Raw genomic sequence first — 21,633 nt, forward strand, 5'->3', positions numbered from 1 at the left:
CCAGAACCTTCAGTCTGCGCCAGTCGCGGTCTCGGGGGTCAGTCATAGCGGGCCTCGGTCCACCAGTGGCCGCCCTCGACGATCATGAGGAACGCGCTGCCGTCGACGCCGACGACCTGGAACCGGGCGATGCGGCGTGCCGCGGCCTCGTCCCACCACTGCTCGTCGACCGGCCACGGCCCGGCCCAGGACGCGACCGGCTGCCAGTCCGAGCCCGCCGCGGCCCGGAACCGGACCGGCTCCCCCGACACCATGCCCCGACCGGTGACCCCGATGGGCTGGCCCTCCGCCCCGACGACCATCGCCTGCTGCGGCTCGGTGTAGACCGTCGCCGGCGCAGGCGGCGGCAGGCTGCCGGGCCACGGCAGGCCGACCGGACGCGCCGCCACGGGACGCTCTCCCCACGGCGCCAGCAGCCGTCGCTGCGCCGGCCCGCGGCCGCCCTGCACCGTGACCGACACGACCGCCTCGTGGCCCACGATGCTCTGCACCCGGGCCACCCCGCGCTCGACCCGCTCGTCGGGGCCGCCGCCGAAGAGGCTGTCGGCGTGGTCGCCCAGCGGCTCGGTGACCTCCGGGATGAGCCGCACCGCGTCGACCGGAGCGCGGATCGCGCCGTCGACGGACAGCTGCCAGCGGACCCGGTCGATCAGGTCGGTCGGGCCGAACCAGCGCGGGTGCATCCAGCGCCGTGACGTCGCCAGCGAGCCGTCGGCGTCGACCTCGATCAGCACCGTGGTGCAGACCAGGCCGTGGGCGGCGAGATCGGCCACGAACGACTCGGCGGTCGTGCGCAGGCTGAACGCGATCGGCTCGACGAGCTCGAGCGGGGGCTCCAGGACCAGCGTCGCCTCGAACTCCGGTGGCACCTGCCGCCGGCTGATCGGCTGCGCGTCCTGGCCCCGCGCGAGGCGGTGCAGCAGCGCCCCGTGGGTGCCGAAACGAGTGTGGACGTCGGCCGCCGGCAGCGACGCGAAGTCACCCAGGGTCAGCAGCCCCATGCGCCGCAGCAGGCCCACCAGGTCGGGGTCGGCGAGGACGTCGATCGGCAGGTCGCGCAGGAACTGCCCCGACCCGCCCGCGGGGACGACGAGGCTGTCCTGCGCGAGCGCCCGCCGGGCGGCCTGCTCGGCGGCGAACAGCCCGTCGGCGATGCCGGCGCGGACGTCCCACACCCCGAGCTCGACGAGCCGCTCGGCGATCACGGCGGCGGCCTCGGCCTCGCCGCCGTAGAACCGGGCGGGCACCGAGATCGCGCAGAGCCCCGGGCGCAGCGGGGCGACGCCCGGGCTGAGCTCCTCGATCGCTGTCAGGACCGCCTCGAACGCCCGTGCGTCGGCGTCGGGGTTGTGCTCGTGCAGGACGAGCCCCGGGCACCGCGACTGGGCGTCCCGGCGCCGCATGCCACGGCGGACGCCCTCGGCCCGTGCGGCCTGCGAGCACGCCAGCACCTGCCCCTTGTCGAGCACCGCGGCCGGGACGGAGGCCGGCACGTCGACCGCCACGACGGGCCAGTCCGGAGCCCACAGCACCATGGTCCTCATGACGCGGTCCTCATGACACGCTCCGCAGCCGGCCCGGGGCCGGGGCGTCGTCCTCGACCCGGCGGATGACCTGGGAGGCGTCGGGCAGCCACAGCCGTCCCCGCCGTGCCGGAGCCGTGCCGCGCTGCACCTCGACGGTGGCCCGGCGGGCCTGCAGGTGGCCGTGCCCCCGTCCGACGCCGACCCACTCGACGTCGCGCATCGACAACCGCGCCTCGCTGCGGGGCCAGTCGCCGTACGCGACGAGGATGCCCCCGCGCTGGCGCAGGCGGGCACTGATCCGGCTCACGTCCTTGGCCGGGACGAAGGACGGGGCCCGCAGCACCACGACGCCCAGGACGTCGATCAGTGCCGCCGTGACCTCGAGCCAGGACTCCCCCGGGTCGGGCACCAGGATCGTGCGCCGCAGCTCGACCCCGGCCGCCGCAGCGGCCTCCAGGCCCAGCTCCGCGGTGCCCACGACCCCGCACCAGGCGCCGTCGGCCGACGGGCCCGCCATGAGCGCCACCGCCAGGCTCATCGAGTCGACGGAGTAGGTCGACCCGGCCTGCAGCTGCAGCAGCCCCGACAGGGCCGGGTGCGTGGCGACCGGCTGGGCGGCCGGCCGGCCCTGCATCTGCTGGACCCGCTCGCGCAGCTCACTGAGGCTCGGGGCTGCGGATGGGCTCATTCACCCATCTTCGAACATCTGTTCGAACGAGTCAATCTGGCCGACGGCCACGTCCCATCAGACGGACGGTGTCACCGGCCCAGCGAGATCGATCCGCCCGGGATCGCGTCGAGCAGACGACGCGTGTACTCCTGGGTCGGGTGATCGAAGACCGCCGACACCGACGACGCCTCCACGACCTTGCCGTTCTGCATGACCAGGACGTCGTCGGCGATCTGCCGGACGACTGCCAGGTCGTGCGTGATGAACAGGTAGCTCAGGCCCAGCTCGGCCTGCAGGTCGTTCAGCAGCTCGAGGATCTGCGCCTGGACCAGGACGTCGAGCGCCGAGACGGCCTCGTCACAGATCACCACCTCCGGGTCGAGCGCGAGCGCGCGGGCGATGGCCACGCGCTGGCGCTGGCCGCCGGACAGCTCGCCCGGGAAGCGCGACATGACCGTGGTCGGCAGCGACACCTTGTCGAGCAGGTCGCGGACCTTGGCCTCGCGCTCCTTCTGCGTCCCGATGTCGTGCGTGCGCAGCGGCTCCTCGATCGACTGGTAGATCGAGTACAGCGGGTCCAGCGAGGCGTACGGGTTCTGGAACACCGGCTGCATCTGGCGGCGCAGCCGGAGCCGGTCGGACCGGCTCTTGAGCTCGCGCAGGTTCTTGCCGTCGAAGATGACCTGACCCGACGTGGGCGGCAGCAGGTCCAGGACCATGCGGGCCACCGTGGACTTGCCCGAGCCGGACTCCCCCACGATCGCGGTCGTGGTGCCGCGGCGCAGGCGGAACGACACGTCGTCCACGGCCGCGAACTCGACCTTCTCCCACGGCTTGGAGCCGCGCAGCATGAAGATCTTGGTCAGGTTCTCCGCAACGAGGACGTCGTCACGGCCCTCACCGAGGGCGGCCTGGCTCTCGGCGACCTCCGCCGCGATCTCGGCAGCGGTCTGGACGGCCTGCACCCGGACCTCCTCGCGCGCCTGGACCGACGACAGTCGCTGCGAGGCGATCGAGGGGGCCTTGGAGACGAGCCGCTGGGTGTACGGGTGCTGGGGATCCTGCAGGATCTCGCGGGCCGGGCCCGACTCGACGATCTTGCCCCGGTACATCACGACCAGGTGGTCGGCCCGCTCGGCGGCGAGACCGAGGTCGTGCGTGATCAGCATGACCGCGACGCCCAAGGTGGACGTCAGCGTGCCGAGGTGGTCCAGGATCTGCTTCTGCACCGTCACGTCGAGGGCCGAGGTCGGCTCGTCGGCGATCAGGAGCTTGGGCCGCGCGGCCAGGCCCATCGCGATCAGGGCGCGCTGGCGCATGCCGCCGGAGAACTCGTGCGGGTACTGCCGGGCGCGACGCTCGGCGTCGGGCAGCCCGGCCTCCTCGAGCAGCTCGACGACGCGCTTGTCGGCGGCGTCACCGGTCGCGACGCCGTTGGCGACCAGCGCCTCCTTGATCTGGCGGCCGACCTTCCACAGCGGGTTGAGGTTCGACATCGGGTCCTGAGGCACGAGGCCGATCGAGGACCCGCGCAGGGCCAGCACGGCCTTGCGGTCGGAGTGGGTGATCTCGTGTCCCTCGAACAGGATCTGCCCGCCCATGACGTGGCCGGAGCCGGGCAGCAGGTCGATGACCGAGTGCGCCATGGTCGACTTGCCCGATCCGGACTCGCCCACGATCGCGATGGTCTGACCCGGGTAGATCACCAGGTTCGCGCCGTCGACGGCCGTCAGGACGGTCTTCTTGTCGGTCCGGAACCCGACACGCAGGTCCTTGATCTCGAGCAGGGGTGTCTCGGTCATGACTTCTTCGCCTTCGGGTCGAGGGCTTCTCGGACGGCCTCACCCAGCAGCACGAAGCCGAGGACGGTGACCGCCAGCGCGGTGGCGGGGACCCACATCACGACCAGGTGCTGGCCGGAGCGGACGAGGTTCTGTGCATCGGAGAGATCGTTGCCCCACGACACGATGGTCTGCGGCAGGCCGAGACCCAGGAACGACAGCGACGACTCCGAGACGATGAACACGCCCAGCATGATCGTCGCCGAGACGATCACCGGCGACAACGCGTTGGGCACGATGTGGCGACGCAGGTTGGACAGCTTGGACGCACCGATCGCGGTCGCGGCGTCGACGAACTCCAGGTTCTTGACCTCGAGGACGGCACCACGCATCTGACGGGTGATCTGCGGCCAGGCGAACAACGCAAGGGCCAGCACCACGACGAGGACCGAGGCCCAGAACCCGCGGTCGTCCCACAGGTTGTTGACGACCGAGATCACGACGATGCAGGCGAGCAGCAGCGGGATCGAGAAGAAGATGTCGCTGAGGCGCGAGACGATCGTGTCGATGATGCCGCCGTAGAAGCCGGCGATCGCGCCGGTGATCATGCCCAGCAGCACCGTGACCACGGTGGCCAGCACGCCGACGGCGACCGAGGCGCGCGCCCCGTAGACCGTGCGGGCCCATACGTCGCCGCCCTGGAAGTTGTAGCCGAAGGGGTGACCCTCGCTTGGCGGGGCGAACTGGTTGCTCAGCGAGTTGGCGTTGCGGGCGTACGGGTCGACGTCGGTGAACAGGCCGGGGAACGCGACCATCACAGCCAGCACGAAGATGATCAGCGAGGCCAGCCAGAACAGCGGCGACTTGCGCAGCCGCTTCCAGGCCTCCTTCCACTGGCTCTCGGGAACCGCGTCGACATCGACCGCGTCGATGGCTCGCAGCGGTGTCTCGTCGAGCGGGGCGACGAAGCGCTCCTGCCCCGGACGTGTCTCAGACATAACGGATCCTCGGGTCGAGAACGGCGTACAGCAGGTCGACGATCAGGCTCATGAACACGTAGATCATGACCATGACCGCGACGACCGTGACCGTGACCGGCGCGTCGCCACGGTTGACGGCCTGGAAGGCGAGATTGCCGATCCCCTGCACGTTGAAGATGCCCTCGGTGATGATGGCGCCCGCCATCAGCGATCCGAGGTTGATGCCGATGTAGGTCACGACCGGCACCAGGGAGTTGCGCAGCACGTGGTTGCGGATGACCGCGCCCTCCGGCAGGCCCTTGGCCCGCGCGGTGCGCACGTGGTCTGCGGTGAGGTTGTTGGCGACCGACGTGCGGGTCAGGCGGGTCGTGGTCGCGATGTTGGCGATGGCCAGCACGAAGGCGGGCAGCAGCAGCTTGCTGATCGTCCAGTCGCCACCGACGGTCGGCGGGAAGAAGCCGAACTTGACGCCGAACAGGAACTGCAGGACGAAGCCGACCACGAAGATCGGCACCGACAGCAGGATCAGCGAGATGACCAGTGTGACCGAGTCGAACCAGCCGTTGCGGCGCAGGCCGGCGATCGTGCCGACGACGATGCCGATGACGGCGTCCATCGCGAGGGCCATGAGGGCCAGCGTCGCGGTGACGGGCAGCGCGTTGCGGATCTTCTCGAAGACCGGCTGGCCGTCGAGCCCGACGAAGTCGGGGTTGAACGTCAGCACGTCCTTGAGGAAGTAGAGCCACTGCACGAGGAAGAAGTCGTTCAGGTGGTACTGGTCCCGGATGGCCTGCCGCACCTCGTCGGAGATCGGCTTGTTGCCGATCAGGCTGTTGATCGGGTCACCGGGACGCAGGAACACCAACGCATAGATGATGAGCGTGGCCCCGAGAAAAACCGGGATGGTCTGGAGCAGTCGCTTGGCGACGTACCACCACACGAGGCCTCCTGGGATGTGAAGGATGGGCTGGAGCACGGTCACCTGGTCCAAGTGACATGGTGCACCCAGTACGGACGCGGCGCACGGGGGCAGCCCTGGTGAGGGCTGCCCCCGCGGCCGATGTTGCCGGTGTTGCTGCTTGCTTCGTCAGAGCTGTGGAGCTACTTCGTCAGAGCGTAGTAGTCCGGCTTCTGCTTCCAGTTGAACTCGAAGTCCTTCAGGTCCGTCGTGGTCACAGCAGTCGCGTTCTGGTACCACAGCGGGATCGCCGGCAGGTCCTTCAGCAGGACCGTCTGGGCCTCGCTGATGATCTTGTACCGGTCGTCGCCCTTGGTGGCGGCAGCCTGAGCGATCAGCTTGTCGAAGTCCTTGTTGCTGTAGTCGCCGTCGTTCGAGCCGGCGCCCGTGCCGTAGATCGGGCCGAGGTAGTTGAGCATCGACGGGTAGTCCGCCTGCCAACCGGTACGGAACGCGGTCTTGATCGTGCGGTCGGTGACGACCGTGCGCAGCTCGTCGAACGTCGGGTACGCCTTCGGCGCGGCGTCGATGCCCAGCGTGTTCTTGATCTGGTTGGCCATCGCCTCGGAGAACTCCTTGTTGCCCGCTCCGTCGTTGTTGTAGGCGATCTCGAACTTGCCGTCCCACTTGGCGATCTTGTCAGCGTCGGCCCACTTCTTCTTGGCCTCGTCCGCGTTGAACTTCAGCACCTCGTTGCCGGGCACCTTGTCGGTCCAGCCATCGAGCACCGGCGACGTGAAGTCGCTGGCGGGGGTACGAGCGTTGTTGAAGATCTTCTCGGTGATCTCGGGACGGTTGATCGACATCGAGATCGCCGCACGCCGCAGCTCGCCCTCTTCACCCTTGAAGTGCGCGAGGCGCTCGGGGATCGTGACCGAGGAGAAGCTCGAGCCAGGCTCGTTGTACGCCTTGACGCCCGAGTCGCTCTCGAACGTGGTCAGGGCGCTCGGCGGGACCTGGTCCAGGACGTCGAGGTTGCCCGACTGGACGTCGGTGTAGGCGGCGTCGGTCGAGTTGTAGAACTTGAAGACCAGGCCACCGTTCTTCGGCTTGTGGATGCCCTTGTAGTCCGGGTTGGGCTCCATGGAGATCTGCTTGTTCTTCTCCCAGCCGCTCTTGGTCAGCTTGTACGGGCCGTTGCCGATCGGGGCGTCACCGTATGCCTTGGTGATCTTGCCCGACTCGTCGTACGCGCTCTCCGGCACCGGCATGTACGCCGAGTAGCCGAGACGCAGGGGGAAGTCCGACTCCGGCTCCTTCAGCGTGATGGAGAAGGAGGTGTCGTCGAGGACCTTCAGGCCCGAGACGGTGTCGGAGCCCTTCTCGGTGTTGCCGACCTCGTCGGTGCCCTTGATCGGGTAGAAGAAGTAGTTGTTCAGCTGCTTGTTCGCCGGGTTGGCGCCGTAGTTCCATGCCTTGACGAACGACTCGGCGGTGACGGGCGAGCCGTCGGTGAACTTCCAGCCGTCCTTGAGCTTGACGGTCCAGACGGTGCTGTCCCCGTTGGCCTCGATGGAGTCGGCGACCTCGTTGGAGACCGATCCGTCGGTGTTGTAGGCCACCAGGCCGGAGAAGAGGTTGTCGAGCGGATCTCCGCCACCGACCTCGTTCGTTGCGGTCGGGATCAGCGGGTTCTGCGGGTTGGTGCCGTAGACCGAGATGATCGAGTCGGTCGAACCGCCGCCGCCCTCGCTCTTCTTGTCGTCGTCACTTCCACCACCGCAAGCAGCCAGTGTCAGGCTGCCGGCCGCGATCAACGCCACACCCGCGAGGCGGGTACGCCGAGAGAGTCGCATGGATTCCTCCTGTGTTTGTCCGGTGCGCGCTGGCGCGCGCCCCCTTATGCCTATCACCGTGATCCAGCCCGCAAACAGCGCGGGGGCCTTGCTTAACCAAGTTGACACCAAACAATGTCAATAGCCCGCCAGGGTCATAGGCACTGGTCAGGCCGAGTGACTGGTTGTCTTGCACGCACGACGCCCGGCCCCCGCTGGACGCGGTGACCGGGCGTGTGAGGTGACGGTGTCAGCCCTTGCGCTTCTTGACCTCATCGGTCGCCTGCGGGAGGACGGCCTTGAGGTCGCCCACGACGCCGAAGTCGACGAGCTCGAAGATCGGCGCCTCGTCGTCCTTGTTGATCGCGATGATGGTCTTGGACGTCTGCATGCCGGCGCGGTGCTGGATGGCACCGGAGATACCGTTGGCGACGTACAGCTGCGGCGAGACCGTCTTGCCGGTCTGGCCGACCTGGAAGCTGTGCGGGTACCAGCCGGAGTCGACCGCCGCGCGGGACGCGCCCACGGCAGCACCGAGGCTGTCGGCGAACGCCTCGACCTCGGTGAAGTCGCCACCGGTGCCACGTCCGCCGGAGACCACGATCGCGGCCTCGGTCAGCTCGGGACGGCCCGAGGCCTCCTTGACCTTCGTCGAGGTGACCTTCGCGGTCTTGGCGGCGTCCGAGATCTCGGCCGTCTTGGCCTCGACCGTTCCGGCGCCGTCAGCGGCCTCGGGGGTCGTGGAGTTCGGCTTGACCGTGATGATCGGCGCGCCCTTGGTGACCTGTGACTTCACCGTGAAGTTGCCGGCGAAGACCGACTGCGTCGTGGTGACGGTGTCGCCGTCGGCCTGGACGTCGACCGCGTCGCTGATCCAGCCGGACTCGGTCTTCAGGGCCACGCGGGCGCTGATCTCCTTGCCCTCGGTGCTGGCACCCACCAGGACCGCGGCCGGCGACGTCTCGGAGACGAGCTGGGCGAGGGCCTCGGCCTTGGGGCCGACCAGGAAGTCGGCGTAGACGGAGTCGTCGTACGTGTAGATCTTCTCGGCGCCGTACTGCTTGAGGGTGTCGGTGTCGGCGGCGCCGAACACGACGGCCGACGGCTCACCGATGCGGCGGGCGATCGTCAGCAGCTCCAGCGAGGGCTTGGTGACCTTGCCGTCGGGAGCGTCGATGAGGACGAGTACTTCAGTCATGTGTCAGTGCCCTTCTCAGACGAACTTCTTGGCGGCGAGGAACTCGACGAGCTTGGCGCCGCCGTCTCCCTCGTCCGTGACGATCTCACCGGCGGTGCGCGGCGGACGGGGCTCGTACGACTCGACCTTGGTCCAGGCGTTGTCGAGGCCGACCGAGGACGCGTCGACGCCGATGTCCTCCAGCGTCCACTCCTCCACCGGCTTCTTCTTCGCGGCCATGATGCCCTTGAAGGACGGGTAGCGGGCCTCACCGGTCTGGTCGGTCACCGAGACGACGAGCTTGCCCGACGCCTCGATCTCCTGCGTCGCGACGTCGCCGTCGCGGCGGATCTTGACCGTGTCGCCGTCGACCGTGATCTCCGAGGCGAACGTGACGGCCGGCAGGCCGAGGCGCTCGGCCACCAGCGTCGGGACGACACCCAGGCCGCCGTCGGTCGAGGCCATGCCGAAGAACACCAGGTCGTACTCGAGCTTCTCGATCGCCTTGGCGAGGATCAGCGACGTCGCGAAGGCGTCCGAGCCGTGGATCGCGTCGTCCTGCACGTGGACACCGGCGTCAGCGCCCATCTGCAGCGCCTTGCGCACCGCGTCAGCCGCGTCCTCGGGGCCGACGGTCAGGACGGTGACCTCACCGTCACCGGCCTCGACGACCTGGAGCGCCTGCTCGACCGCGTACTCGTCGAGCTCTGACAGCAGACCGTCGACGCCCTCGCGATCGACGGTGTTATCGGCGCTGAAGTTCCGGTCTGCGGTCGCATCCGGCACGTACTTCACAGCGACAACGATTTTGGTCACGAGGACCCTCCTGTGAATTCTGGGTCACGACGCCCAGTCGGGCGTCGCGGCAGTCTGGGACTGTTCGGGGCCCCGTCCCGTGCCGACGTGGGCACGGGGTTAGGTGCCCCTACTTCACGTGCATGTTACCCAGCCGTAGTAATGGGGGCGATATCTGCGCGGCATGGGGTAAGTCACACGACAGCCCCCGCGCCGGCCTCGCCCGGTCAGTCGTCGATGCGCGACCGGAGGAACCACTGAGCGGACACACCGACGACGAGGTAGGCGATCGACCCGGCACCCCAGGCCACGAGCGACTCCTTCACCTCCGCGTCGGTGCCGGAGAAGGAGACAGCGTCCCGCAGCGGCCCGACCAGGACGTCGCAGGCCGAGGACAGCGTGTCGTACGCCGAGCTGCCCTCCCCCGTGCCCAGCGCGACGACCAGGGCCCCCACGGCGAGAAGGAACGAGCAGATGAGACCGAGCGCGCCGATCAGGCCCGCCAGGACGGAGATCGCCCGCTTGCTGCCGGCGGACCGGCCGGCGTCGACCGAGCCCTCACGACGCCGTTCGAGGAAGCTCTTCTTCGGTTCACGAGGCGGCTCGACGATGCGGTCCTGCTTGTCGGCGCGACGAGCCTGCCGCTCGTTGCGGGAGGCCTCCTTGGCCTCGGCCCGCTCCCGGCGGGCCGTCTCCTTGGCGCGCTGACGCGCCGAGCGCGCGGTCTCCTTGTGCTCCCCCGCCCGCTCGGCGCTCTGGGTGTCGACTGCCTCGTCGGTGCTGTCCGGGACCAGGCTCGCGGCTCGCGCCCGGATCCGTTCCTCGTCGGCCGAGCGCCTCGATCCGTCGCGGCGCTGAGCCCCGCGTGCGGCGACGCGTGCCTCGCGGGCCGTCGGCTCCTCCGGCTGCGGGGCCGACTCCTCGTCCTGCGGCGGGGTGTCGCCGGCCTCCGGCGTCGAGTCGCCGGCCTCCGGCGTCGAGTCCTCGGACCGCGTCACTGCATCGTCGACCTCCGACGCCGGAACGGATGTCGGGTCGTGGACGATCATGACCTCGGGTGCGTGCTGCTCCGCGAGCTGGCTGTCGACCCGTGCAGCGGCCCGCGCCGCCGCGGCCTCGGCCACGCGGGCGGCCCGGGCCTTCGCCGCCGCCTCGCGGGCAGCCACCCGCTCCGCACGGGCACGCTGCTTCGCCTCACGTGCGGTCTCGGCCGAGGTGTCCTCGCTCGTGGTGCCGGGCTCCGCCGCGCTCGGAGCACGGTCGCGCAGCCTCGCCTCCTTGGCCTCGACCCGCTCGCGCAGCTTGGCCTCCTTCGCCTCGTCGCGCGCACGACGGGCGGCCTCCTTCGCCTCGCGTCGGGCCCGGGCGGCCTCCTCACGCTGCCGCTGCCGCGCCTCCTTGGCCTCGTCCCGCTCGCGGCGGGCCGCAGCCTTGGCGGTCGCCTTGACGTCCTGGGGCCCGGGGTCCGCCGACGACGTGGACGTCGTCGAGCCCTCGAGCCCACCTGCCTCGGTCGATGCCGTCGTCTCGGCCGCCAGGGCCCAGTCGCCGGCGGTCGGCACCGAGCGGGTCAGACCGACGCCCGGCCTGGTGACGACAGGGCGCACGGACCCGGCGAGTCGGCCGGAGTCGGTCGAGCTCGGGTCCGTCCTCGCGGACGAGTCCGCTAGCGGTGTGGGTGCCTCACTTGCGTCGGACGACTCTTTTTTTGATCTTGGGGGCGAGGGCCCCGGACTCGTCACTCACCTCCTCGGGCAAGTCTTCCGCGGGCTGGTGCTTTGTCCGTGCCTCGTCGAGGTACTCGTCGAGCAGCGGCGCGGGTGCGGCCAGCGGCGCCGCGGACGCCTGGTTGGCCATGACGATGTGTGCCTGCGCCACCCGCTCGGCCTCGGCCTCGGCGGCGGCAACCCACTCGAGGGCCGTGCGCTCGGCCTCCTGGAGCTTCTCCTCCGCTGCCGACCGGGCCGCGGCGACGGCCTGGCTGAGGCGATCCTGCGCATCGCGCTTGGACTGCAGGGTCACCCGCTCAGCCTCGGCCTGGGCCGCGACGATCCGCTCGCGGGCCTCCTCCTGGGACTTCTCCGCGACCCGCCGGGCCTCCGCCTGGGCGGCGGTGATGCGGGCGGCGGCGTCGCGCTCGGCCTGGGCGACCTTGCGCTCGGCGTCACGGCGGGCAGCCTCGACGTCGCTCGCGAGCTTGCGCTCGGCCTCCTCGCGGGCTCGTGCCGCGGACCGGGCGGCCTCGGCAGCGTCGGCTGCGACCCGCTCGGCCTCGGCCTGCGCCGCGCGGATCTTCTCGGCGGCGAGGTTCTCGGCCTCGGCCAGCTTGGCGGCGGCCTCGGCGCGTTCTGCCTCGGCGTCCTTCGCGAGCTTGTCGGCCTCCTGGTTCGCTCGGGCGACGAGGGCCTTGGCCTCGTCGCGCTCCCGCGCGAGCTGGGCGGCCGCCTCCTGGTGACGCCTCGCCGCCTCGGCGGCCAGACGATCGGCCTCGACCTTGGCGGCGACCAGCTTCTCCTCGGCGGCGCGCTCGGCATCGGCGACCCGGACGGCGATCGCGACCCGTTCGGCCGCGGTCTCCTGGGCGAACTTCTCGGCCTCGGCCTTCGCCGCGGCGACGTGGCTCGCGGCCGACTCCTCGGCCTCCTTGACCGTGCGCTCGGACTCCGCTCTGACCTCGGCGAGCCGGTTGTCGGCCTCCTCGCGCTCCCGGGCCAGCTGGTCCCTCGCCGCCTCGCGGTCGGCGGCGGCCTGCGCGGCGACCTGCTCGGCCTCGGCCTGCGCCGCGGCGACGTGGCTGGCCGACGTCCGCTCGGCCTCGGCCACGATCCGCTCGGCGTGTGCCTTCACCTCGGCGAGCCGGGTGTCGGCCGCCTCCCGCTCACGGGCCAGCTGAGCCAGTGCCGCCTCGCGGTCGGCCGCGGCACGCGCGGCGACCTGCTCGGCCTCGGCCCGGGCGGCCTCGATCCGACGCTGGGCATCCTGCTCGGCAGCCTCGAGACGACGCTGTGCCGCCTCCTCGGCAGCCTTCTCGGCCTCGGCGAGACGGCGTTCGGCCGTCACCTTGGCCTCGGCCTCGGCCTGGTCGGCGACGCGGCGCGCCTCGGCCTCTGCCCGCTCGATGCGCTGCTGCGCCTCCTCCTCAGCCTTGGCCTTGGCCGCTGCGACCCGCTCGTCGGCAGCCTTCTGCAGCTCGGCGATCTTCGCCGCGGCCGCCTCACGCTCCCGCTCGATCTCGGCGGTGACCCGGTCGGCCTCCTGCCGCGCGGCGCTGACCCGCTCCGCGGCGGCCTGCTCGGCGGCCCGCAGCCTGGCGGTCGAGACCTCGCGCTGGGCGGCCTCGTCCGCGCTCAGCCGGGCGGTGACCTCCGCACGCTCACGCGCCGCCTCCTCCATCAGGCGGGCAGCCTCGGCGCGAGCCGCGGCGACGCGCTGCTGGGCGGCGGCGCTGGCCGCAGCGAGCTTCTCGGCGAACGTCACGGTGGGCGCGGGCGCCTCGGCGGCCGGCGGCGCCACCGGACGGGGCTCGGACGGGGACGGCTCCTCTGCGACCCGCTCGGGCTCTCGGACGGGGACCGGCTCGGGGGTGTTGACGATGGTCTCGATGACGCGCTCCTCGACCACGACCGGCTCGGGCGTGGGCTCCTCGGTGGCCTCAGCCTCGGGCTCGGGGGTGGGCTCGGGCTCGGGGGTGGGCTCCGGCTCGGGCTCGGGGGTGGGCTCCGGCTCGGGCTCGGGGGTGGGCTCCGGCTCGACGACGGGCTCGGGCTCGGCGACGGGCTCGGGCTCCGCGACGGGCTCGGGCTCCGCCACGGGCTCCGGCTCGCTCGCCTGCACCTCCGGTGTCGTCTCCTCGGCGTCCTGCAGGAGCTGCGCAGCGGTGGGGGCGCCGCCGAAGGCGAACGGCGAGGGAGCCTTCGGCTGCGGCTCCGGTTCCGGTTCGGGTTCGACCTGGGCGGCCCGCTGCGTCGGCGCAGCATCTGGGACCTCGTCGCGGACCACGGCCATCGGCTGGGTGTCCTCCGCCTGCACCTGCGGCTGGGGCTCCGGCTCCGGACGGTCCGGAGGGATCGCGGCGGCCTCTCGAGCGGCCTCGAGCTTCTCGGCCAGCGTCTTCTCGGCCGACGGCTCGCGACGCGAGGAGTCGGAGCCACGGACGGACTGGCGCTTCTGGGCGGCGGCGGCCTTGGCGGCCGCCCGATCGGCGCGACGCTTGTCCGCTGCGGCCTGGCGCGCGGCCCGGGCGGCGGCGCGTCGAGCACGCGGGCTGTCGTCCTCGTCGGGCTCCTGGTCCCGCGTCGAGGCCCCGTCGGCGCGTGCCGTGTCGCGACCGGCGGCGTCGTCCGACGCGGACCGGACGTCGGTGCCGTCGCTGCCCGGCGCCGTGCGCGCGGCCGCGGCGGCGCGTGCGCCGTCGCCCTCGTCGTGCGCGAGCATCTCGGCGGCGACCTGCAACGGGTCGGCCCGGCGTCGCTCGACCGGCTGGTTTGACTGCGAGTCCGTCATGACTCCCTCTCTCTACGGCACAACATCTGACACCGCCGATGTCGCATCGGGGACAGTATGCCCCATCCGCACCTCCTGTCACGCTGGTTTCAGGCTCGTGAGGGCGGAGTGCTCGACAGCCTGTCCGGCGCGTCGTGGCGACACATCTGTCAACGACCGACCCCACCCGAAGGTCCCGCGCAGGTTGCCAACGAATCCTGGGCGCCCTCCGCTGGTGCCCCGATTGCCGGGACCCGGCATGATGGACGTCTACCGACAAGTAACCAAGGAGGCCGGGTGCGCATCGCGCTGCTGTCGTACCGGAGCAAGGAGCACTGCGGTGGCCAGGGCGTCTACGTCCGCCACCTGAGCCAGGGACTTGTCGAGCTCGGGCACGACGTCGAGGTCTTCTCGGGTCAGCCCTACCCCGAGGACCTGGACCCCCGGGTACGGCTGACGAAGGTCCCCAGCATGGACTTCTTCCGCGAGCCCGACCCGTTCCGCACACCGCGCCTTCGCGAGTTCAGCAGCGCGACCGACGTCCTGGAGTACGGGCTCACCCTCACGGGGTGCTTCGCCGAGCCGCTCACGTTCACCCTGCGTGCAGCGAAGATCCTGAAGCACCGCGCGGACGAGTTCGACATCGTCCACGACAACCAGAGCCTCGGCTACGGCCTCCTCGCCCTCATGCGTCGCGGCGTCCCCCTGGCGGCGACCGTGCACCACCCCATCAGCCGTGACCGCAAGGTCGACCTCGCGGCGGCGAGCACGTGGCGGCGCAAGCTGTCGGTGTCGCGCTGGTACGGCTTCGTGCCGATGCAGGCGCGCGTCGCCCGGCGCATCCCGGTCGTGCTGGCCGTGGCCGGGGCGTCGGCGGCGGACTCGGTGGCCGACTTCGACCTGGATCCCGAGCAGATGCGCGTCGTCCCGCTCGGAGTGGACACCGAGCTGTTCTCGCCCTCCGCTGAGCGGGTGCCGGGTCGCATCGTCGCGATCGCCAGCGCCGACCGCCCGCTCAAGGGCGTCGTCCACCTGCTCGAGGCGGTGGCGAAGCTGCGGACCGACCACGACGTCGAGGTCCAGCTCGTGTCCCACCTCGAGCCGGGCGGGCCGACCGAGCGACGCATCGCCGAGCTGGGGCTCGGCGACGCGGTCCACGTCGTCAACGGCCTCACCGACGCGGAGCTGGGCGAGCTGCTCGCCTCCGCCGAGATCATGTGCGTCCCGTCCCTGTACGAGGGGTTCTCGCTGCCCACCGTCGAGGCGATGTCCTGCGGCACCCCGGTCGTGGCCAGCCGCGCGGGGGCGCTGCCCGAGGTGGTCGGCACGGATCCCGAGACCGGTGCGAGCGAGTGCGCGATCCTGGTCGAGCCGGGCGACGCCGAGGCGCTCGCCGCCGCGATGCGCGGGCTGCTCGACTCCCCCGAGACCCGGGCGCGACTGGGGGACGCAGGCCGTCGCCGCGCGCTGGAGCGCTACAGCTGGACGTCGGTCGCCGAGGCGACCGTCGCTGCCTACACCGAGGCCATCGCGGCCGCCCGCACCCCGAGGAACTGACATGCTGACCGTTGACTTCGACCGACTCCGCGTCGGCCGCCGCACCCGCTTCATCGACGTCGGCGCCGGTGCCGGCCGGCACTCGTACGAGGCCCTGCGCCGCGGCGCGGACGTCATCGCGTACGACATGGACGAGGTCGAGCTCAAGGGCGTCGACGACATGTTCGGCGCGATGCAGGAGGTCGGCGAGGTGCCGCCCGGCGGCACCGCCCAGGTCAAGGTCGGCGACATCCTCGACATGCCCTACGAGGACGGCACGTTCGACGTCGTCCTGGCGTCGGAGATCCTCGAGCACGTCCCCGAGGACGACCGCGCGATCTCGGAGCTGGTCCGCATCCTGGCACCCGGAGGCATCCTCGCGATCACGGTGCCGCGCTGGCTGCCCGAGCGCATCTGCTGGGCTTTGTCGGACGAGTACCACGCGAACGAGGGCGGCCACATCCGCATCTTCCGCGCCGACGCGCTGCAGGCCAAGGTCGAGTCGCACGGTCTGGAGATGACGCACAAGGACCACGCGCACGCCCTGCACGCCCCCTACTGGTGGCTCAAGTGCGCGGTCGGCGTCAACCGCGACCAGCACCCCGCCGTACGCGCGTACCACCAGCTGCTCGTGTGGGACATGATGAAGGCGCCCGCGGCGACCCGGCTGGCCGAGAAGGCGCTGAACCCGCTCATCGGCAAGTCCGTGGCGCTCTACTTCCACAAGCCGTTCTGAGCGGCATGATCCCGGTCGCCCCCGTCCCTTTCGTCCCCGGCGTCGTCTCGCTCGCCCAGGTCGAGCAGACGGCCGACGCGATCGCTGCGACGCAGCTGCCGTCCGGTGCGATCCCCTGGTACGCCGGGGGGCACACCGATCCGTGGGACCACGTGCAGGGCGCCATGGCGCTCAGCGCGGCCGGTCGTCTCGACGCGGCCGTGCGCGCGTACGAGTGGTCACGCACGACCCAGCGCGAGGACGGCTCGTGGGCGATCAAGTACGTGGACGAGACGGTGGAGGACGCGAACACCGACTCCAACTTCTGCGCCTACCTGGCCACCGGCGTGTGGCACCACTGGCGGGTCACCGGCGACCGGTCGTTCGTCGAGACGATGTGGCCGACCGTCGAGCGCGGGCTGGACGTCGTGCTGACGATGCAGCGTCCCGACGGGGCCGTGGCCTGGGCGTCGTCCCGGGGTGTCCCGCTCGACGAGGCCCTCGTGACCGGCAATGCGAGCATCCACCTCAGCCTGCGCTGCGGTCTCGCGCTCGCCGACGTCGTGGGCGAGAGCCGTCCCCACTGGGAGCTCGCCGCGGCCCGGCTGCGCCACGCCCTCGACGAGCACCCCGAGCGGTTCACGGCCAAGCCCGCGCACGCGATGGACTGGTACTACCCCGTGCTCGGCGGCGCCCTCTCCCCCGACGCCGGCGCGGCCCGCATCGACGACCGGTGGGACGAGTTCGTGGTCGACGGCCTGGGGTCGCGGTGCGTGTCGACGAACCCGTGGGTGACCGGCGCCGAGACCTGCGAGCTGGTGCTCGCCCTCGACGTGCTCGGCCGCGGTGACGCCGCCCGCACGCAGCTCGCCGCGATGCAGCACCTCCGCGAGGACGACGGCTCCTACTGGACGGGGCTGGTCTACGACGAGGACGTGCGCTGGCCGGTCGAGCGCACCACGTGGACCGCCGCGACCGTGATCCTCGCGGCAGACGCCCTGACGCGCACGACCGCCGGCAATGGACTGTTCCGCGGCGAGGACCTCCCTCGCTGCGAGTGGAAGGTGGACGACCCGTGCCCGGCATCGATGTGACCCTGACGTTCCCCGACGACCTCGCGCGCCTCGTCGCCGAGACCAAGGGATTCATGCCCGAGGACGAGGGCCTGGCCCTGCACGCTGCGGCGCTCGAGTACTGCGCCGGGGGTGTCGCCGTGGAGATCGGCACCTACTGCGGCAAGTCCGCGATCTACCTGGGGCACGCGGCGTCCGTCCGCGCGTCGTCCGTCGTCTCGATCGACCACCACCGCGGCTCCGAGGAGCAGCAGCCGGGCTGGGAGTACCACGACGAGACGACGGTGGACCCCGACCTCGGGGTCATGGACACGCTCCCCTTCGCCCGCCGAGCGATCGCCCTGGCAGGTCTCGAGGACGTCGTGGTGCTGATGGTCGGCCGGTCACCGCTGATCTCGCGGTGGTGGCGGACGCCCGTCGACCTGGTGTTCATCGACGGCGGCCACACCGACGAGGCCGCGCAGGCCGACCTGCGCGGCTGGGCCCCGCACGTGCGCCTCGGCGGGGCGCTGGTCATCCACGACGTCTTCGCCGACCCGAAGGACGGCGGCCAGGCCCCGTACCGCATCTACCGGCAGGCCCTCGACAGCGGCGAGTTCGTCGAGAAGTCGGCCACGGGCTCGTTGCACGTCCTGCAGCGCGTCGTGCTGTCCGCCCACGTCCACTGAACCGTCGCTGACGAGTCACGAACGGCAAGCGAGGAGTCACGTACGGAATCCGTACGTGACTCCTCAGCGACCGTACGCGACTCGTCGGCGACCGTACGCGACTCGTCAGCGGGTTTCCGGGGTCAGCCAGACGACGCCGGCCGGCGGGAGCTGGACGACTGCGGAGCTCGCGAAGCCGTGCATCGGCACGTCCTCGGCCTCGACCGCACCGAGGTTGCCCACGCCCGAGCCACCGTAGATCTCGCTGTCGGTGTTGAGCACCTCGCGCCAGGTGCCGGTCGACGGCAGGCCGACGCGGTAGTCCAGGTGCGGGGACCCGGAGAAGTTGGCCAGGCAGGCCACCTGCGAGCCGTCCGAGCCGGTGCGCAGGAAGCAGATCACGTTGCCGGCGACGTCACTCGCGTCGATCCACCGGAACCCTTCGGGACGGCTGTCCGCGGAGTACAGCGCGGGCGCCGAGCGGTAGAACGTGTTGAGATCGCTGACGAGGTGCAGGATGCCCGAGTGGAACGGGTCCTCGAGCTCGTGCCACGCGAGTGATCCGGACTCGGCCCACTCGGTCTCCTGACCGAACTCGCCGCCCATGAACAGCATCTGCTTGCCCGGGTGCGCCCACATGAACGCAAGCAGGCCCCGGACGCCGGCCGCCTTGTTCCAGGCATCACCGGGCATCCGCTCCCACAGCGATCCCTTGCCGTGCACGACCTCGTCGTGCGACAGCGGCAGGATGAAGTGCTCGCTCCAGGCGTAGTCGATCGAGAAGGTCATCTCGCCGTGGTGGTACGAGCGGTGGATCGGCTGGTGGCCGAGGTACGACAAGGTGTCGTGCATCCAGCCCATGTTCCACTTGAAGCCGAAGCCGAGCCCGCCGTTGCTGGTGGGGCTGGTGACGCCCGGCCAGGCGGTCGACTCCTCGGCGATCATCAGCACGCCGGGGTGGTGCTTGTAGACCGTCGCGTTGAGCTCCTGCAGCAGCTGGACGGCCTCGAGGTTCTCCCGGCCGCCGTGCACGTTGGGCGCCCAACCTCCTTCCTCGCGCGAGTAGTCCAGGTAGAGCATCGAGGCGACCGCGTCCACGCGGAGGCCGTCGAGGTGGAACTCCTCGAACCAGTACAGCGCGCTCGCGATGAGGAAGTTGCGCACCTCGTGCCGACCGAAGTCGAACACGTACGTGCCCCAGTCGGGCTGCTCGCCGCGGCGCGGGTCGGGGTGCTCGTAGAGAGCGGTGCCGTCGAAGCGGGCCAGCGCCCACTCGTCCCGGGGGAAGTGGGCCGGCACCCAGTCCATGATGACGCCGAAGCCACGCTGGTGGAGCTGGTCGACGAACCAGCGGAAGTCGTCCGGGGAGCCGAACCGTGAGGTCGGCGCGAAGTAGGACGTGACCTGGTAGCCCCACGAGCCGCCGTACGGGTGCTCGGTGACCGGCATGAGCTCGACGTGCGTGAAGCCGGTCTCGGTCAGGTAGTCGGCGAGCTCGTCGGCGAGCTCGCGGTAGTCCAGCCCGGGACGCCACGAGCCGAGGTGCATCTCGTAGATGCTGACCGGTGCGTCGAGCCACGTCGTGGCGTCACGCTGCGCGATCCAGGCGGCATCGCCCCACTCGTGCCGGGCCTGGGTCACGATCGACGCGGTGGCGGGGGGCACCTCGGTGCCGAACGCCAGCGGGTCGGCCTTCTCGTGCCACTGCTCGTCGGCGCCGAGGATGCGGTACTTGTACGCGGAGCCGGCCCCCACGCCCGGCACGAAAAGGTCCCAGACGCCGGAGTCGCCGAGGGACCGCATCGCGTGCCCCTTGCCGTCCCAGTAGTTGAAGTCACCGACCACCTCGATGGCCCGGGCGTTCGGGGCCCAGACCGCGAACGTCGTCCCGGTGACCGGGCCGTCGGCCCCCTCGTACTCGCGCACGTGGGCGCCCAGGACCTCCCAGAGCCGCTCGTGCCGGCCCTCGCCGATCAGGTGGAGGTCCAGCTCGCCGACGGCCGGCGGCCACACGTTGGTCACTGCGTCCGAAGAATTCGTCATGAGGTCCCCTCGTCGTTCATCAGGCGGGCAATCGACGACAGCGGCACCGTCAACCAGTCGGGCCGGTTCGCGTGCTCGTAGCCCACCTCGTAGACAGCCTTGTCGAGCTCGAGCGCCCGCAGCAGGTCTGCCTGGTCGCGCGGGTCCCGGCCCGCGACGCCGGCATAGCCGTCGCAGAACGCGTCACGGTTGCGGGACGACCAGGCCAACGCCCGCTCGGTGTCGTTCGCGTCCTCGGGCTGGCCGACCAGCAGCTGCTGCGCCACGTAGTCGAACGAGCGCAGCATGCCGGCGACGTCGCGCAGCGTCGAGCGCAGGGCGGCACGCTCGGCGAAGCTCGCCGCGGGCTCGCCCTCGAAGTCGAGCACGAGCCAGCCGTGCAGGGTCCGCAGCACCTGACCGAGGTGCAGGTCGCCGTGGACGTACTGCACCGGCACCGAGCCGGAGATCTGGGCGACCTTCTCGAACGCCGAGCGCAGGCGGGGCACGTGCGGGACGAGCTCGGGCACGGAGGCCGCGACCCGGTCGAGCCGCGCGAGCATGGCCTCGACGGTGCGGTCGAGGTCCGCCTGGTCGCCGTCCTCGACACCGAGCGCACGGGCCAGGTCGGCGTGGACCGTCGCGATCGCGGCACCGAGGCGCATCGCCTCCCCCGCGAAGTCACCCCCGAGCTCTTCCGGCGGCAGCCCTTCGGCCATGTAGTCGCGCACGCTGGTGGTGGCCATGACCCACCCGTCGACCGCGTCGGGCATGAACCGCTGCAGCATCCCGATGGTCGTGGGCCCGCCGTCCAGCTCGCCGCCGATCGATCCCAGCGGCTCGGCGATGTGCCGGCAGCCGACCTCGCGGAGCGCGCGGTGCAGCATCAGGTCCTTGTTGATGCCGGGCGTGAGCTTGCGGAACAGCTTGAGGATGTACTGGTTGCCGTACACGAGCGAGGTGTTGCTCTGCTCGGATGTGATCGGGTGCGCGCGCAGGCCGGTCGTGAGCTCGGCCCCGGGCTCGTGCTCGAACGACAGTCCGTCGACGACCTTGCCCTCGGCCATGAAGTCGAGCAGGCACGCGGTCAGATCGGCGTCGCCACTGGCCTCGTAGCAGGTCAGCCCGCTCTCGAGCCCGATCGAGGCGGACTGCGGGACGTCGGGCAGCTCGGACTGCCGGCTGCCGACCAGGAGCTGGTACGCCTCGCGGCGGTCGCCCTGCTCGACCTCGACCACGACGTGCAGCAGCAGCGGGTCGCCGTCGAGGAGCGTGCTCCACGTCAACGGGCGCACGGCGGTGATGGGGCGGTCCTTGCCCGCGAACCACCGCTGCGTCGGCAGCCAGTCGGCCACCTCGTCGGTGAGGCGCTCGACCAGCTCGCCGTGCGAGCCCTCCGAGCTTGGAGTCTCCAGCGGTCCGCTCATGCCGCCACCCCTGTCGGAAACGCACGATACAGAGGCGACGGCATGACCCCTGCCTCACAGTTCACTCGC

General features: G+C 71.0%; 16 protein-coding genes. 4 read left to right on the forward strand and 12 right to left on the reverse strand.

The genetic code is table 11. From position 1 onward, the window contains the following. Positions 1-38 precede the first annotated feature (38 nt). The 10 genes from C3E78_RS12155 to C3E78_RS12200 all read right to left on the reverse strand — a co-directional run bounded on the left by C3E78_RS12155 (position 39) and on the right by C3E78_RS12200 (position 14,165). On the reverse strand, positions 39-1,544 hold the full coding sequence (locus C3E78_RS12155) for a DNA polymerase Y family protein (RefSeq protein ID WP_108578732.1): 1,506 nt from the start codon (positions 1,542-1,544) through the stop codon (positions 39-41). 10 nt (positions 1,545-1,554) lie between these two features. Next, positions 1,555-2,214, reverse strand: a complete 660-nt coding sequence (locus C3E78_RS12160; RefSeq protein WP_108578734.1) for a hypothetical protein — start codon at positions 2,212-2,214, stop codon at positions 1,555-1,557. Positions 2,215-2,285: 71 nt separating this feature from the next. Beyond that, on the reverse strand, positions 2,286-3,998 hold the full coding sequence (locus C3E78_RS12165) for a dipeptide ABC transporter ATP-binding protein (protein WP_108578736.1): 1,713 nt from the start codon (positions 3,996-3,998) through the stop codon (positions 2,286-2,288). After that, positions 3,995-4,975: an ABC transporter permease gene (locus C3E78_RS12170; RefSeq protein WP_108578738.1), complete on the reverse strand. Its 981-nt coding sequence runs from the start codon at positions 4,973-4,975 to the stop codon at positions 3,995-3,997. Before C3E78_RS12170 ends, C3E78_RS12165 begins: the two co-directional genes overlap by 4 nt. After that, entirely contained in the window at positions 4,968-5,897 is a 930-nt protein-coding gene (locus C3E78_RS12175; protein WP_108578740.1) for an ABC transporter permease, read from the reverse strand. Before C3E78_RS12175 ends, C3E78_RS12170 begins: the two co-directional genes overlap by 8 nt. Before the next feature lie 161 nt (positions 5,898-6,058). Next, positions 6,059-7,711 carry a peptide ABC transporter substrate-binding protein gene (locus C3E78_RS12180; protein ID WP_108578742.1) on the reverse strand — a complete coding sequence of 551 codons (1,653 nt, stop codon included), beginning with the start codon at positions 7,709-7,711 and terminating at the stop codon, positions 6,059-6,061. A gap of 229 nt (positions 7,712-7,940) precedes the next feature. After that, positions 7,941-8,888 carry an electron transfer flavoprotein subunit alpha/FixB family protein gene (locus C3E78_RS12185; protein ID WP_108578744.1) on the reverse strand — a complete coding sequence of 316 codons (948 nt, stop codon included), beginning with the start codon at positions 8,886-8,888 and terminating at the stop codon, positions 7,941-7,943. A 15-nt stretch (positions 8,889-8,903) separates the two neighbouring features. Beyond that, a complete protein-coding gene (locus C3E78_RS12190) occupies positions 8,904-9,683 on the reverse strand; it encodes an electron transfer flavoprotein subunit beta/FixA family protein (RefSeq protein WP_199906814.1) in 780 nt (259 codons plus the stop codon). Positions 9,684-9,889: 206 nt separating this feature from the next. Continuing rightward, positions 9,890-11,269: a hypothetical protein gene (locus C3E78_RS12195; RefSeq protein ID WP_108578748.1), complete on the reverse strand. Its 1,380-nt coding sequence runs from the start codon at positions 11,267-11,269 to the stop codon at positions 9,890-9,892. A gap of 76 nt (positions 11,270-11,345) precedes the next feature. Continuing rightward, positions 11,346-14,165: a coiled-coil domain-containing protein gene (locus C3E78_RS12200; protein WP_108578750.1), complete on the reverse strand. Its 2,820-nt coding sequence runs from the start codon at positions 14,163-14,165 to the stop codon at positions 11,346-11,348. 276 nt (positions 14,166-14,441) lie between these two features. On the opposite strand from C3E78_RS12200, the gene C3E78_RS12205 reads away from it, so the two are divergent. From C3E78_RS12205 to C3E78_RS12220, 4 genes are read left to right on the forward strand one after another with little or no spacing between them, the layout of a single operon-like run. Beyond that, positions 14,442-15,701 (forward strand): glycosyltransferase family 4 protein, encoded by a 1,260-nt coding sequence (locus tag C3E78_RS12205; RefSeq protein WP_108578752.1) that lies wholly within the window; start codon positions 14,442-14,444, stop codon positions 15,699-15,701. A gap of 1 nt (position 15,702) precedes the next feature. Next, a complete protein-coding gene (locus C3E78_RS12210) occupies positions 15,703-16,416 on the forward strand; it encodes a class I SAM-dependent methyltransferase (protein WP_108578754.1) in 714 nt (237 codons plus the stop codon). A 5-nt stretch (positions 16,417-16,421) separates the two neighbouring features. After that, complete coding sequence (locus C3E78_RS12215) at positions 16,422-17,489, forward strand: glucosidase family protein (protein ID WP_108578756.1); 1,068 nt, start codon at positions 16,422-16,424, stop codon at positions 17,487-17,489. Further along, entirely contained in the window at positions 17,471-18,136 is a 666-nt protein-coding gene (locus C3E78_RS12220) for a class I SAM-dependent methyltransferase (protein WP_235833610.1), read from the forward strand. The genes C3E78_RS12215 and C3E78_RS12220 overlap by 19 nt, the downstream gene beginning before the upstream one ends. Positions 18,137-18,241: 105 nt before the next feature. On the opposite strand, the gene glgB is transcribed toward C3E78_RS12220, so the two are convergent. Together glgB and C3E78_RS12230 are read right to left on the reverse strand one after the other, a co-directional pair. Beyond that, positions 18,242-20,158 (reverse strand): 1,4-alpha-glucan branching protein GlgB, encoded by a 1,917-nt coding sequence (gene glgB, locus C3E78_RS12225; RefSeq protein WP_108578758.1) that lies wholly within the window; start codon positions 20,156-20,158, stop codon positions 18,242-18,244. Further along, a complete protein-coding gene (locus tag C3E78_RS12230) occupies positions 20,155-21,564 on the reverse strand; it encodes a maltokinase N-terminal cap-like domain-containing protein (RefSeq protein ID WP_108578760.1) in 1,410 nt (469 codons plus the stop codon). The genes glgB and C3E78_RS12230 overlap by 4 nt, the downstream gene beginning before the upstream one ends. Positions 21,565-21,633 lie beyond the last annotated feature (69 nt).

It is taken from the genome of Aeromicrobium chenweiae, from assembly GCF_003065605.1.
GTDB lineage: Bacteria > Actinomycetota > Actinomycetes > Propionibacteriales > Nocardioidaceae > Aeromicrobium > Aeromicrobium chenweiae.

Coding starts and splice junctions, on each gene's coding strand:
- C3E78_RS12200 (WP_108578750.1), bottom strand. CDS start 14,165: ATGACGGACTCGCAGTCAAACCAGCCGGTCGAGCGACGCCGGGCCGAC.
- glgB (WP_108578758.1), bottom strand. CDS start 20,158: ATGACGAATTCTTCGGACGCAGTGACCAACGTGTGGCCGCCGGCCGTC.
- C3E78_RS12210 (WP_108578754.1), top strand. CDS start 15,703: ATGCTGACCGTTGACTTCGACCGACTCCGCGTCGGCCGCCGCACCCGC.
- C3E78_RS12230 (WP_108578760.1), bottom strand. CDS start 21,564: ATGAGCGGACCGCTGGAGACTCCAAGCTCGGAGGGCTCGCACGGCGAG.
- C3E78_RS12185 (WP_108578744.1), bottom strand. CDS start 8,888: ATGACTGAAGTACTCGTCCTCATCGACGCTCCCGACGGCAAGGTCACC.
- C3E78_RS12180 (WP_108578742.1), bottom strand. CDS start 7,711: ATGCGACTCTCTCGGCGTACCCGCCTCGCGGGTGTGGCGTTGATCGCG.
- C3E78_RS12215 (WP_108578756.1), top strand. CDS start 16,422: ATGATCCCGGTCGCCCCCGTCCCTTTCGTCCCCGGCGTCGTCTCGCTC.
- C3E78_RS12160 (WP_108578734.1), bottom strand. CDS start 2,214: ATGAGCCCATCCGCAGCCCCGAGCCTCAGTGAGCTGCGCGAGCGGGTC.
- C3E78_RS12155 (WP_108578732.1), bottom strand. CDS start 1,544: ATGAGGACCATGGTGCTGTGGGCTCCGGACTGGCCCGTCGTGGCGGTC.
- C3E78_RS12170 (WP_108578738.1), bottom strand. CDS start 4,975: ATGTCTGAGACACGTCCGGGGCAGGAGCGCTTCGTCGCCCCGCTCGAC.
- C3E78_RS12165 (WP_108578736.1), bottom strand. CDS start 3,998: ATGACCGAGACACCCCTGCTCGAGATCAAGGACCTGCGTGTCGGGTTC.